General features: G+C 68.5%; 11 protein-coding genes and 2 tRNA genes. 10 read left to right on the forward strand and 3 right to left on the reverse strand.

Translation table 11 applies throughout. The features are described from left to right. The first annotated feature begins 6 nt into the window (after positions 1–6). Entirely contained in the window at positions 7–612 is a 606-nt protein-coding gene (locus tag F8O03_RS15715) for a phosphoribosylanthranilate isomerase (protein ID WP_151424707.1), read from the forward strand. 141 nt (positions 613–753) lie between these two features. Here the strand turns inward: F8O03_RS15715 and F8O03_RS15720 are convergent, their stop codons facing one another. Further along, positions 754–1,680: a LysR family transcriptional regulator gene (locus F8O03_RS15720; protein ID WP_151424708.1), complete on the reverse strand. Its 927-nt coding sequence runs from the start codon at positions 1,678–1,680 to the stop codon at positions 754–756. A gap of 72 nt (positions 1,681–1,752) precedes the next feature. Between F8O03_RS15720 and F8O03_RS15725 the strand changes: the two genes are divergently transcribed. Further along, entirely contained in the window at positions 1,753–2,718 is a 966-nt protein-coding gene (locus F8O03_RS15725) for an EamA family transporter (RefSeq protein WP_151424709.1), read from the forward strand. Between the two features lie 133 nt (positions 2,719–2,851). Here F8O03_RS15725 and F8O03_RS15730 read toward each other — a convergent pair. Together F8O03_RS15730 and orn are read right to left on the reverse strand one after the other, a co-directional pair. Further along, positions 2,852–2,927, reverse strand: a tRNA-His gene (locus F8O03_RS15730). A 49-nt stretch (positions 2,928–2,976) separates the two neighbouring features. Then, positions 2,977–3,597 carry an oligoribonuclease gene (orn, locus tag F8O03_RS15735; protein WP_104253147.1) on the reverse strand — a complete coding sequence of 207 codons (621 nt, stop codon included), beginning with the start codon at positions 3,595–3,597 and terminating at the stop codon, positions 2,977–2,979. A gap of 79 nt (positions 3,598–3,676) precedes the next feature. Between orn and F8O03_RS15740 the strand changes: the two genes are divergently transcribed. The 8 genes from F8O03_RS15740 to nadE all read left to right on the forward strand — a co-directional run bounded on the left by F8O03_RS15740 (position 3,677) and on the right by nadE (position 12,940). Beyond that, positions 3,677–3,749 (forward strand) — tRNA-Arg (locus F8O03_RS15740). Positions 3,750–3,803: 54 nt separating this feature from the next. Next, the gene (locus F8O03_RS15745; RefSeq protein WP_151424710.1) at positions 3,804–4,961 is read left to right on the forward strand and encodes a GDSL-type esterase/lipase family protein; all 1,158 of its coding nucleotides are present in this window, start codon (positions 3,804–3,806) and stop codon (positions 4,959–4,961) included. A gap of 41 nt (positions 4,962–5,002) precedes the next feature. Then, entirely contained in the window at positions 5,003–6,169 is a 1,167-nt protein-coding gene (locus tag F8O03_RS15750) for a hypothetical protein (protein WP_151424711.1), read from the forward strand. A 225-nt stretch (positions 6,170–6,394) separates the two neighbouring features. Continuing rightward, positions 6,395–9,055 carry an aminotransferase class I/II-fold pyridoxal phosphate-dependent enzyme gene (locus F8O03_RS15755; RefSeq protein ID WP_244296345.1) on the forward strand — a complete coding sequence of 887 codons (2,661 nt, stop codon included), beginning with the start codon at positions 6,395–6,397 and terminating at the stop codon, positions 9,053–9,055. A gap of 96 nt (positions 9,056–9,151) precedes the next feature. Further along, positions 9,152–9,361 carry a heavy-metal-associated domain-containing protein gene (locus tag F8O03_RS15760; protein WP_151424713.1) on the forward strand — a complete coding sequence of 70 codons (210 nt, stop codon included), beginning with the start codon at positions 9,152–9,154 and terminating at the stop codon, positions 9,359–9,361. Positions 9,362–9,457: 96 nt separating this feature from the next. Further along, the gene (locus F8O03_RS15765) at positions 9,458–11,740 is read left to right on the forward strand and encodes a heavy metal translocating P-type ATPase (RefSeq protein WP_167516611.1); all 2,283 of its coding nucleotides are present in this window, start codon (positions 9,458–9,460) and stop codon (positions 11,738–11,740) included. Beyond that, complete coding sequence (locus F8O03_RS15770; RefSeq protein ID WP_151424714.1) at positions 11,737–12,051, forward strand: metal-sensitive transcriptional regulator; 315 nt, start codon at positions 11,737–11,739, stop codon at positions 12,049–12,051. The genes F8O03_RS15765 and F8O03_RS15770 overlap by 4 nt, the downstream gene beginning before the upstream one ends. A 67-nt stretch (positions 12,052–12,118) precedes the next feature. Continuing rightward, a complete protein-coding gene (gene nadE / locus F8O03_RS15775) occupies positions 12,119–12,940 on the forward strand; it encodes an ammonia-dependent NAD(+) synthetase (protein ID WP_151424715.1) in 822 nt (273 codons plus the stop codon). Positions 12,941–12,984 lie beyond the last annotated feature (44 nt).

Genomic DNA, 12,984 nt, shown 5'->3' on the forward strand with positions numbered 1-12,984 from the left:
TCTCGCGTGTACGTCAAAGTGTGTGGCCTGGATTCTGTCGAGTCGGCGGCGGTCGCCGTTGAGAGCGGCGCCGACGCGATCGGCGTCGTGATGAGCCGCACGAGCCCCAGGCGGCGCACTCCCGAGGAGGCGTCCGAGATCTTCGCGTCGGTGCCCGCGAGCGTCGACCGCGTGCTCGTGGTCCACGACATGCCGTCAACGGACGCCGCCGAGATCGCAGCCGAGGTCGGCGCGAACGTGCTCCAGCTCCACGGTTCCTACACGGGCGAGGAAGTACGCGCGGCCGACGCGATCTTCCCGCGCATCTGGCGGGCCACCTCCCTCGCCGACGACCCCGAGCTGCGCGTCGGTGCATTCGGCGAGGAGCTCCTGCTGCTGGATGCGCCGAAACCGGGATCCGGCGAGCGATGGGACCTCTCGGAACTCGTCCGCCGTCGCCCAGACGGCCGCTGGCTGCTCGCGGGCGGCCTGCACCCGGGCAACGTCGCCGAGGCGATCGGCGAAGCGAGCCCATGGGGCGTCGACGTCTCGAGCGGCGTCGAGTCATCGCCGGGTGTCAAGGATCATGCGCGCATCCGAGACTTCGTCGCCGCCGCGAAGCGCGCTGGCTGAGGAGTAGCAACCGGCTCCACGCTGTCCCAGGTGCTCGGCTGAGGGGGCGTCCCGGTGCAGCTCGCCTGACCAACTTGCGTGATGAAGGCGCCGCTGGGTGGCGCATCCGGCCCACAGCCGCCGTCTGAGCACTGAAGTTGGTCAGGAACGCGGCGACTCGGCCTCCGCGAACGTGGCCTCGAGGTCTTCCCCGGCCGAGGTCAGGTGGTCGAGCACAGTGCGTACAGCGAAGCGAGCGTGGCGGTCCGGGCGTGCCAACGCGACGATGCTGCGCACCGAGCGAACGCCGTCGAGCGGTCGAAGCACGACGCCGGGGCGCGGCCGAGTCGTGAACCGGGGGAGGAGCGCGAGGCCCGAACCCGCCGCGACGAGCGCCTCGACGAGGCGGTTGTCGCGCAGCCGCTGCACGCGTTCGAGGTTCGTGCTCGTCGCGTTCTCGACGGCGATCAGGATGCTGTCGAACGGGTAGCCGACGGGCACGCCCACCCACGTCGTGCCGACGAGGGCGTCGGGCGCGAGCCGCTGCTGGGAGGCGAGCGGATGCGTCGAGGGCAAGGCCACGTCGATGGGCTCGCGGGCCAGAACGCGCGTGTGCAGGTGCTCCGCTCCTCTTGGTACGTCGCCGGTGAGGCTGTGTCCGATCACGATGTCGGCGTCGAGGGTCCTGGCGGCGTACTCGGACTCGGCGAGGTCGAAGTCGTCGAGCTCGAGGTCGATGGCCGACCCTGCCGCTCGGCGCAGGAGGCCGGGGAAGAGGGCCTCGCTCGCACTGGGCAGCGCGCCGATCGACACGGTGCCGCTCGGCTCGCCGAGACTCGCCTCGAGCCGCGCCTGCACCTCGGCGAGCGCTCGGCCGACCTCGTCCGCGCCGTCGGCCAGGATCTGCCCGGCGGTCGTGAGCCGCAGGCCCCGGGAGAACGGTTCGACGAGGCGCGCGCCGAACTCCCGCTCGGCAGTCTTCAGCTGCTGCGAGAGGGCGGAAGGAGTGCGGTGCGTGGCCTCGGCGACCGCGGCGAGGGTGCCGCGCATCGACAGCTCCCTGAGCAGCTCGAGGTGCCTGAACTCCATGAAGGGAGCCTACAGGGACACGTCACGCATCAGCACTGGTGCTTCATGGTGGATGCGCCCGACACTGATCTCGTGCCTCCCCGTCATATCGCCCTCGCCTGCCTCGTCGCGGTTCTCTGGGGCGTGAACTTCCTCGCCATCCACGCATCGCTCGAGCAGTTCCCGCCGTTCTTCCTCATCGCTCTGCGCTTCGGGCTGCTCGCGATCCCGACGATCCTGTTCATCCCGCGCCCGAACGTGAAGCTGCGCTGGCTCATCGGCTACGGGCTCGGCTTCGGCACCCTGCAGTTCGTCGGCCTGTACCTGGGCATGGCCGCCGGCTTCCCGACCGGGCTCGCATCGCTCGTGCTGCAGATGTCGGCGCCATTCACGGTGCTTCTCGGCGCGATCTTCCTTCGGGAGAAGCTCACAACCCGTCGCGTGGTCGGCATCGCGCTCGCGGTGGCGGGCCTCCTCCTGGTCGGCGTGGCGCGCGGGGGCTCCGGCAGCTGGTGGCCGTTCCTGCTCGTCGTCATCGGGGCGTTCGGCTGGGCGATCGGCAACATCTCGAGCCGTCTGGCCGAGCCGCCGAAGCCGCTCCACCTCACGATGTGGATGGCCGTGGTGCCGCCGATCCCGATGCTCGCCGTTTCACTGCTCGTGGAGGGGCCCGAGCAGATCGGGGCGTCGCTCGCGACGGCTTGGACCGTCGCCGCCGTCCCCGCCTGGGTCGGCCTCGTCTACACGATCCTGCTCGGCACGGTGCTCGGATCCGGCATCTGGGTGTGGCTCATGAAACGCCACCCGGCCGGCGTCGTGGCACCGTTCTCGATGCTCGTGCCGGTCGTCGGCATCTCCACGGCGTGGCTGGTGCTGGGGGAGCGCCCCGGCCCGCTGGAGCTCGTCGGCGGCGCGGTCGTGCTGTTCGGGGTGCTGTGGGCGAGCAAGATGCCCGCCGCGGCGCTCGCTCCCGCCCCGATACCGAGCGCGCCTGATGCGCCGCTCACTGAGCCGCCCATCCCGGGCTCACCAAGACTCGAGGCCCCCGCGCCTCGCTAGAACCACACGGGGGATGCAGGTTCCAGGCACTGGGAACCGGCATCTCCCGTGTGGATGCGGCCGGACGCTCTCTGGAGGAGCGTGCGACCCAACGACGAAGGCCCCGAGTCCTCAGGACTTGGGGCCTTCTCCATGGGGTGAGTAACGGGGCTTGAACCCGCGGCCTCCTAGACCACAACCAGGCGCTCTACCAGCTGAGCTATACCCACCATGTCTGCCGCCTGCGTGCTCTCGCTCGCCTGCGACTACGAGAGTCTATTACAGATTTTGGGCGAAGTCGTTCACCACTTCGGCTGCGACCTCTCGGAGCTCCTCGCTGGTGGGTCCGGGCTCGGGCACGAGCACCGCCTTGCGGTAGTACTTGAGCTCGCGGATCGACTCGAGGATGTCGGCCTTCGCGCGGTGTCCGCCGTCCTTGTCGGGGGAGTGGAAGTAGACGCGGGGGAACCAGCGGCGCGACAGCTCCTTGAGCGTGGACACGTCGACGTTGCGGTAGTGCAGGTGCTGGTCGACTTCCGGCATGTACTTCGCGAGGAACATGCGGTCGGTGCCGATCGTGTTGCCCGCGAGCGGTGCCGTGCGGGGGACGGGCACGTGCTTCTTCAGGTACGCGAGGAGCTCAGCGGTGGCCGCTTCGAGTGTGGCGCCGTTCGGGATCTCCTCGATGAGGCCGGACGTCGTGTGCATCTGCGTCACGAACTCGCCCATGTTGGCCATCGCCGCCTCGCTCGCCGAGATGACGATCTCGAAGCCCTCGTCGAGGATGTTCAGGTCGCTGTCGGTCACGAAAGCGGCGACCTCGACCAGCTCGTCGATCGACGGGTCGAGGCCAGTCATCTCGCAGTCGATCCAGACGAGACGCTCCTGAGCTATAGCCATGAGGGACATCGTAGTGATTCCCGGGGTCCCGTGGCGGCCAGTGGAGCGTTTCGAGGCCCGCTATGCTGGCTGGGATCGCGCCCCAGTAGCTCAGTGGATAGAGCAACGGCCTTCTAATCCGTCGGTCGCAGGTTCGAATCCTGCCTGGGGCACTCACCTTCGAAGCTCCTCGGCCACCGCCGCCCCCCGATTCCGGAGGCCTCCACGTGATCGTCACCCAGCCCACGCCCCAATTCGTCCGCGGAGCCGCTGAGCTCGAGCAGACCAACAGGGGAGTGCGGCCGCACCGGCTCCCCGCACACGTTCGTGCGCAGTTCCCGGACCCGCAGCTGCTGCTCGTCGAGAGCCAGCCATCCGGCGTCCGCGTGGTCTCCGATACGACCGCCGAGCGGGTTGAGCTGGGGCTGCTGCCGACCCGGTCCGTCTACACGGGCATCGACCGGCCGCGGGGTCGCGTCGATGTCTTCGTCGACGGCGAGAAGTTCGCGAGCGACGAGCTGACCGGCGGGGACGCCGTCGAGGTCGATCTGCAGACGGGCGCGATGTCGCTCCGCGAGGGGCCATCGCACACGACGACCATCGAGGGTCTTGCAGCTGGCGAGACCAAGCGCCTGGAGTTCTGGCTGCCTCACAACGAGTCGGTCGAGCTGATCGAGCTCCGATCGGACGCGCCTCTCGAGCCCGTGATCGTGTCCGATCGTGTGTGGCTGCACCACGGCAGCTCGATCAGTCACGGCTCGAACGCAACTTCGCCCAGCGATATCTGGCCTGCAGTCGCCGCGCGTCGTGGCGGGGTTGAACTCGTGAACCTCGGGCTCGGCGGCAGCGCAATGGTCGACCCCTTCCTCGCCCGCGTCATGCGCGATACTCCAGCGGACCTGATCAGCGTGAAGCTCGGCATCAACGTCGTGAACGCCGACGCGATGCGCGTGCGGGCGTTCGTGCCGGCCGTCAACGGCTTCCTTGACACCATCCGGGACGGGCACCCCGAGACGCCGATCGTGCTCATCTCGCCCATCTTCTGCGGCATTCACGAGCACACGGCCGGGCCCGGCGCGTTCGATCCCGCATCCTTCGCGACCGGCAAGGTCACGTTCATCGCGACGGGGGCGCCGGGAGACGAGTCGCAGGGGCGGCTCACGCTCAGCGTCATTCGGCGCGAGCTCGCGGCCCTGGCGCAGCGTCGCGCATCCGACCCGAATCTCTTCTTCCTCGATGGCACCGAGCTCTACGGCGAGGCGGATGCGCAGCGCCTGCCGCTGCCGGACGACCTGCACCCGGGACCCGAGGCGCACCAGCTCATGGGCGACCGCTTCGCCGACTACGCGTTCGCCCTCGCCGGTCCGTTCAGCGCTCGTTCCTGAACCGCCGACCAGGCGTCGAGTCGGGCCTGCGACGATGGATCATGGCCTCCCGACTCCCGATGATCCTCGACGCGCTTGCCCGTGCTGAGCGTGATGCGCCCGTCCGGCGGCTGATCGAGGCCCTTGGCGGTGAGAAGTTCACGGCGACCGAGCGATCCTTCGGTGAGCCGGCCGTGCTGTCCCGCCGCGTGCGCTTCGCGTCGGGTGGTGAGCTCATCCTGCACGACGACACGTTGGTCGCCGTCGTCCTGCACACGGTGCCGACGTCGTCGGAGACCAGCACTGTCGACCTCTCCGAGTGGATCCCCGGTGCCACCAACGCGGCGACCCTCGACGACTTCAAGAAGGTGATCAACGGGCGCCGCCGCTTCGCCGGCTTCGGCACGCCGTACTTCGAACTCGACGGCGGATACGCGCGGGCCGAGTTCAAGGACCATCGCGGCTGGAATGACCCGGGCAACCTCGAGAGCCTCGTGTTCACGGTCGAGCAGCCGGGGCTCACCTGCCGCCCCGAGGACGACAACTGCACGGCCTGCAGTCAGCTCCTGGTGCGCGACGAAACCGAGATGCTCGACGTCGAAGAGACGGTGCACGCGATCACGGATGCGGCCGCGTCGGGAGTTCTCAAGGAGGACGTCAGCTGGGTCAGCATCCGCGACCTCCTGCCCCTCCATGCGTCGGGTCTCATGGAGCGCGTCGAGAGTCAGCTCACGTGCCAGACGTGCCGGCGCATCCTCTGCATCACACTCGAGCACGGCGTCGGACCGACCGTCTCCCACCTCGCGCTCAACGAGGCCAGGCAGCACCGGCTCGGCCCGATCCCGCCCGTCGACGCATGGGGCGACGACGCCCGCGTCGCCGAAGAGCGCGACGCCATGCACTACGTCGACCATGAGCCGGGGCGCTGGTTCCTCGTCGAGCAGGCCGGCCAGCTCTTCCTCGACGCCAGGTACGTGGTCACGAACATGGTCGACGACTCCGCGTTGCTGCAGCTCGACGCGGCGGAGGCCGCACAGTATCGGACGGTCGGCCGCGCGTTTCTCGCGGACCTGGCGGAGCGCATCCACGACGGGTCTCCCCATCGCGAAGAGTCGCCGTTCTTCTCCCGCGACCTCAAACGGGGGCCGGAGGGGGCAGCGTATCGCGAGGCCATGAGCAAGGCGATTGTGAACCACACGTGGCTGGCCCAGCAGCGCTCAGTTTCCTGAACCCGCCACCGCTCAGCGCCGCAGGAAGGGAAGAGCGCGCGTTGGCCGCGGGGCCGGAACACCCTGCGAAGGACGCAATTCGTCGCGTGGCGGGGGAGCGCCCGCAGCTCTGAAAGAATGGCCGATGTGACGAGCTTCGACGCCGCAGGTCTCCACGAATCCGCCCCCACCGCGAACGACGCCGATCGGCGCGCCTCAGGCCACAGCTTGGAGCGGGATCCGGGCATGCCGACGAGCACCTGGCGCCTGCGCAGCGACGCGTGGGAGTACCTGCGCTTCGCGATCAAGCGCCTCGAATCCGGGCACGAGACCGCGAGCATCCTGGACGCGGACGGCGAGATCTCCCGCAACCTGAGGGCCCTCGAGACGCTCGAGCTGTACTGGGCGGGGTTCGGTCAGCGCTACGTCGCCGAAATCCGCGAGGCCCTCGACAAGGGGGAGTACTCGAGCGCGCTGGAGCGCATCGGTCGAGTCGTGAGCCGCCTGCGCGGCACGAGCATCCCCGCCGACCATCGCGACGACCGGCTCGACGAAGCCGAGCGCGCCGAGCTGCAGGACGACTCCGACCCGCGCCCCCGCTTCGAGGTGCTGCTCGTCGACGAGACCACCACGGCCGATCGCGACGCGCTGAGGGCCGACATCCTCAAACTCCGCAGCGCGGCGGATGCGTTCGTCTACGACTACGTGATCGTGCCGTCCGCCGACGACGCCGTCGCGGCTGTGCTCACGAACCCGAACATCCTGGCCGTCATCATCCGGCCCGGCTTCAGCGACCGAAGCCAGCAGCGCCTGAGCCGGGACATGCGCGAGACGATCGACCTCGCGCACGTCGACTCTGCAGGCACGACCGCGACGTCGCGATCGAGCCTCGCGTCCGTGCAGCGAGTGCTGGGCCTCGCCGACACCCTCAACACGCTGCGCCCAGAGCTCGACCTCTACCTCGTGGCCGGGGCGCACATCGAAGACCTCGCCGGGGTGCTCACGCGCCGCTTCCGGCGCGTGTTCCTGCGCGAAGACCAGCTCGAGCTGCACCTGTCGCTGCTGCGCCGCGTCTCGCACCTCTACGACACGCCCTTCTTCACCGCCATCCAGGAGCACGCCCGCCGCCCCGCCGGGGTCTTCCACGCGCTCCCGATCTCCCGTGGCGGGTCGGTGGTCACCTCGAAGTGGATCACCGACCTCGTCGACTTCTACGGGCTCAACCTGCTCCTCGCCGAGACGAGCGCAACCTCCGGCGGCCTCGACTCGCTGCTCGCTCCCGTCGGCGCGATCAAGAAGTCGCAGGAGCTCGCGGCCCGCGCGTTCGGCGCGAAGCACACGTTCTTCGTCACCAACGGCACCTCCACGGCCAACAAGATCGTGCACCAGGCGCTCGTCTCGCCCGGCGACATCGTCCTCGTCGACCGCAACTGCCACAAGTCGCACCACCACGCCCTCATGCTCACGGGCGCCCGCACGGCGTACCTCGAGGCGTACCCGCTCAACGAGTTCGCGTTCTACGGCGCGGTGCCGCTCGACCGCATCAAGCAGCTGCTGCTCGACTACCGCGCCGCCGGTCGCCTCGACGAGGTGCGCCTCGTGACCCTCACGAACTGCACCTTCGACGGCATCGTCTACGACCCAGAACGCGTCATGGCCGAGTGCCTCGCGATCAAGCCCGACCTGGTGTTCCTCTGGGACGAGGCGTGGTTCGCGTTCGCCGCGTTCCACCCCATCACCCGCCGACGCACCGCCATGGCGGCAGCCAAGCACCTCGAGGAACGGCTCGCGTCGAGCGCCCACGCGACGGCGTACCAGGAGCAGCGGGCCCGCCTCTTCGACCCCGAGACGGGGGAGCCAGCGGCCGACGACGTCTGGCTCGCCGAGCGGCTCCTGCCCTCCCCGGATGCGCGCATCCGGGTCTACGCGACACAGTCGACCCACAAGACCCTCACCGCGCTGCGACAGGGATCCATGATCCATGTCTACGACAAGGACTGGTACCGGGAGGCGGAGGAGCCGTTCCACGAGGCGTACATGACGCACACCTCGACGTCGCCGAACTACCAGATCCTCGCCTCGCTCGACCTCGGCAGGCGCCAGGTGGAGCTCGAGGGCTTCGAACTCGTTCAGCGTCAGCTCGACCTCGCGACGAGCATCGCGCAAGCCATCGCCCGGCACCCGCTGCTGCGCCGCACCTTCCGGGTGCTCTCGGGCCACGACCTCATCCCGGCCGAGAACCGCGCGAGCTCGCGTCCCATGCCGCACCGCGACGGATTCTCGACGATGTGGCAGGCGTGGGAGGAAGACGAGTTCGTCGTCGACCCGAGCCGCATCACGGTCGAGATCTCACGCACGGGCGTCGATGGGGACACGTTCAAGCACGAGCACCTCATGGACCGCTACGGCATCCAGGTCAACAAGACGAGTCGGAACACGGTGCTGTTCATGACCAACATCGGCACGTCCCGCAGCTCCGTCGGCTACCTCATCGAGGTGCTCGTGAAGCTCGCGGAGCGCTTCGAGGAGGAGACGCAGGCGAGGGAGATCGACGGTGAGCGCGCCGCCCCGGCCCCGATGCCCCCGCTGCCCGACTTCAGCGCGTTCGCGCCCGACTACGCGTCCGCGGACGGACTCCCGGATGGGGACCTTCGCACGGCGTTCTTCCGCGGCCAGCAGCGCGCGAACATCGAGCACCTCAGCCACGCGCAGCTCACCGAGCGCGTGGCGGGAGGGGCCAGGCCCGTCTCCGCCGGGTTCGTGACCCCGTACCCTCCCGGGTTCCCCGTGCTCGTCCCTGGCCAGCTCGTCACCGACGAGGTCCTCGATTTCATGGCCGTGCTCGACACCCGCGAGATCCACGGCTACGACCCGCTGCGCGGCTACCGCATCCTGCGCGAAGACTGATCTCCGGCCACTGACGCGGGAATACCTGCTGGGGGTATACGGTTGTAGTTGCCGTCCATACCCCTACGGGGCACTTCCCTCGGCAAGGAGACCATCATGACCAGCACCACCTACCTCGTCACCGGAATGACCTGCGGCCACTGCGAAAGCGCCGTCGCACAGGAAGTCAATGCGCTGGCAGGCGTCGAAGGCGTCGCCGTCTCTGCTGAGACCGGCAAGCTCGTCGTCGAGAGCACCGCGCCCCTTGACGACGCGGCCGTCATCACTGCGGTCGACGAGGCGGGTTACAGCGCAGTCAAGGCCTGACGTGAAGGTGCACCAGACCTCGCAACCCGGCTTGACCGCAACGCCTGGCCTCCCCGCCGAGCATCCGAAGGCCCCGCAGCACACCGAGGGCGAGCAATGAGCACAGCCACCGACATCGAGCTCCAGATCGGGGGCATGACGTGCGCGTCCTGCGCGATGCGCATCGAGAAGAAGCTCAACAGGCTCGAAGGCGTGAGCGCGAGCGTCAACTACGCCACTGAGAAAGCCCGCGTCCACGCGCCAGCAGGGTTCGACCCGCAGTCGCTCATCGACGAGGTCGAGAAGACTGGCTACACGGCCGCACTCCCAGAGCCTGAGCATCCTGACATCGAGGAGTCGGCCACCGAGGCGGCGGACCCCGAGCTCGTGAGCCTGCGGCAACGTCTCATCGGCAGCATCGTGCTCGCCGTTCCCGTCATCGCCCTGGCCATGGTGCCCGCGCTGCAGTTCACGTACTGGCAGTGGGCGTCGCTGGCCCTGGCCGCGCCGGTGATCGTCTGGGGCGCCTGGCCATTCCACCGGGCCGCGTGGCTGAACCTGCGCCACGGGAGCGCCACGATGGACACGCTCATCTCCCTCGGCACGCTCGCCGCGTTCGCATGGTCGCTCTACGCGCTCTTCCTCGGCACCGCCGGTGAAGCCGGGATGAAGCATCCATTCGAGTTCACGATCGCACCCTCCGACGGAGCATCCAACATCTACCTGGAGGTGGTTGCAGGCGTCACGATGTTCGTGCTGGCCGGTCGCTACTTCGAGAAACGATCCAAACGGCAAGCCAGTGCGGCCCTCCGGGCGCTCCTCGAGCTCGGCGCGAAGGACGTCGCCGTCCTTCGCCGGGGCATCGAGACGCGCATTCCCATCCGGGAGCTCATCGTCGGCGACAAATTCGTCGTCCGGCCCGGGGAGAAGATTGCGGCCGACGGCGTCGTCACGAGCGGACGCTCTGCGGTTGACGCCTCGATGCTCACCGGAGAGTCCGTGCCCGTCGAGGTCGTCGAAGGATACAAGGTGGTCGGGGCCACCATGAACGCGAGCGGCCGACTTGTGGTGCGCGCCACGAGAGTCGGCGGCGACACCCAGCTCGCGCACATGGCCAAGCTCGTCGAGGACGCACAGACCGGGAAAGCAGAAGTGCAGCGCCTTGCCGACCGCATCTCCGGCGTCTTCGTGCCCATCGTCATCGGGATCTCGGTGGCCACTCTCGGCGGCTGGCTCGGCGGGGGCTTCCCGGCCTCGGCCGCATTCACCGCCGCGGTCGCCGTGCTCATCATCGCCTGCCCGTGCGCGCTCGGTCTGGCGACTCCGACCGCGCTCCTCGTGGGCACGGGGCGTGGGGCGCAGATGGGCATCCTGATCAAGGGCCCAGAAGTCCTCGAATCGACTCGCCGGGTCGACACGATCGTCGTCGACAAGACCGGCACGGTCACAAGCGGAAAGATGTCGCTCGCCGACGCCTGGGTGGCGGATGGCGTCGAGCGGGAGGAGCTCCTGCGTCTCGCGGGTGCGCTCGAAGCGGCCTCAGAGCATCCCATCGCACGTGCCCTCTCGGCTGGTGCCGCGGCCGAGGTCGGCCGGCTGCCCGACGTCGAGGACTTCCAGAACCACGAGGGCACCGGCGTGCAGGGCATCGTCGACGGTCACCTCGTCATCGTCGGACGCGAGCAGCTGCTCACCGACCGGGGCATCGCGGTGGGACTCGAGCTCGCGGAGCACAAGAACACAGCCGAGACCCTTGGACAGACCACCGTCGTCGTGGCCTGGGACGGCGAGGCTCGCGGAGTGCTCGCCGTCGCAGACACGATCAAGCCGACGAGCGCGCAGGCGATCGCCGAACTGCGACGGCTCGGTCTCGAGCCGATGCTGCTCACCGGCGACAACTCGATCGTCGCCCGCCAGGTGGCGGCCACCGTCGGCATCACCGACGTCATCGCGGGAGTCCTGCCGCAGGAGAAGGTCGGTGTGATCCGCCGTCTCCAGGAGGAAGGGCGCGTCGTCGCGATGGTCGGCGACGGCGTCAACGATGCTGCCGCGCTCGCGCAGGCTGACCTCGGCCTTGCCATGGGCACGGGTTCGGACATCGCCATCGAGGCAGCGGATATCACGCTCGTCCGAGACGACCTCCTGGCGGCCGCGGATGCCATCCGCCTCTCCCGACGTACACTCGGCACCATCAAGGGCAACCTCTTCTGGGCCTTCGCGTACAACGTCGCTGCGATTCCGCTCGCGGCGCTCGGGATGCTCAACCCCATGCTGGCGGGTGCGGCCATGGCCTTCTCGAGCGTCTTCGTCGTTGGCAACAGCCTTCGTCTCCGGACCTTTCGAAACATCACGACCGCGGCAGCATCTCTCGATCCCACCCCAGGAAAGGCAACGTCATGACCGACACCACTGAGTCGAACACCCACGCCCACCACGGCTACATGGAAGACAAGAGCAAGTATCTGACACGCCTCAAACGCATCGAGGGGCAGGCCAGGGGCATCCACCGCATGGTCGATGAGGAGCAGTACTGCATCGATATCCTCACGCAGATCTCGGCGATCACCTCGGCGCTCGAGAACGTCGCGCTCGGGCTCATGGATGACCACCTCAAACATTGCGTCGCGGATGCCGTCAAGCTGGGTGGGGCCGAGGGGGAGTTGAAGCTCAAGGAAGCGTCTGACGCCATCGCGCGCCTCGTGCGCAGCTGAGTGCTCTCTCTGATCTCGGGTCGGCGACTTTTTCCCGAAACAGGTGCTCGGTAGAGTTGGCCCCACCATGAGCGCTCAACAGGAAATCATCGCGGCCCTCGGCGTGAAGCCGGTCATCGACCCTGCCACGGAGGTGCGAGAGCGCATCTCCTTCATGCGTGAGTACCTGCGCACGACGGGCTCACGTGGGCTTGTGCTCGGCATCAGCGGCGGCCAGGATTCCTCGCTGCTCGGCAAGCTCGCGCAGCTCGCGGTCGAGGCGGTGCGCGCGGAGGGTGGTGACGCCACGTTCGTCGCCGTGCGCCTCCCGCATGGCGTGCAGGCGGACGAGGACGATGCGCAGCTGGCGCTCGAGTTCATCCAGCCGGACGAACGGATCACGTTCGACATCAAGCCGGCGACCGATGGCATGCAGCACGCGTTCCTGGACGCCACGGGGCGTGCCATCACGGACTTCAACAAGGGCAATGCGAAAGCTCGCCAGCGGATGATCGCGCAGTACGCGATCGCCGGAGAGCGCGGCTTCCTTGTGCTCGGCACCGACCACGCTGCCGAAGCAGTCACGGGCTTCTTCACGAAGTACGGCGACGGCGGGACCGACCTGAACCCGCTCGCGGGCCTGACGAAGAGCCAGGGGCGTCAGCTGCTGGAGGAGCTCGGGGCGCCTGAACGCCTGTACGCGAAGGCGCCGACCGCCGATCTGCTCGACGAGACGCCCGGGCAGACCGATGAAGCGAACCTCGGGCTCAGCTACGCGCAGATCGACTCGTACCTGACCGGTGGAGACGTGGATGCGGAGATCGCCGAGCGCATCGAGGCGCTGTACCGCAAGACCGAGCACAAGCGGCAGCTGCCGGTGCTCCCCACCGACAACTGGTGGCGAGCCTGACCGACGGCACGCCGGCGCAAGCGAGCGCCGACGAGGGCACGCGC

The sequence above is a fragment of the Pseudoclavibacter terrae genome (assembly GCF_008831075.1).
Taxonomy (GTDB): Bacteria; Actinomycetota; Actinomycetes; order Actinomycetales; family Microbacteriaceae; genus Pseudoclavibacter; species Pseudoclavibacter terrae.

Coding starts and splice junctions, on each gene's coding strand:
- F8O03_RS15765 (WP_167516611.1), top strand. CDS start 9,458: ATGAGCACAGCCACCGACATCGAGCTCCAGATCGGGGGCATGACGTGC.
- F8O03_RS15720 (WP_151424708.1), bottom strand. CDS start 1,680: ATGGAGTTCAGGCACCTCGAGCTGCTCAGGGAGCTGTCGATGCGCGGC.
- F8O03_RS15760 (WP_151424713.1), top strand. CDS start 9,152: ATGACCAGCACCACCTACCTCGTCACCGGAATGACCTGCGGCCACTGC.
- F8O03_RS15755 (WP_244296345.1), top strand. CDS start 6,395: ATGCCGACGAGCACCTGGCGCCTGCGCAGCGACGCGTGGGAGTACCTG.
- nadE (WP_151424715.1), top strand. CDS start 12,119: ATGAGCGCTCAACAGGAAATCATCGCGGCCCTCGGCGTGAAGCCGGTC.
- F8O03_RS15750 (WP_151424711.1), top strand. CDS start 5,003: ATGGCCTCCCGACTCCCGATGATCCTCGACGCGCTTGCCCGTGCTGAG.
- orn (WP_104253147.1), bottom strand. CDS start 3,597: ATGGCTATAGCTCAGGAGCGTCTCGTCTGGATCGACTGCGAGATGACT.
- F8O03_RS15770 (WP_151424714.1), top strand. CDS start 11,737: ATGACCGACACCACTGAGTCGAACACCCACGCCCACCACGGCTACATG.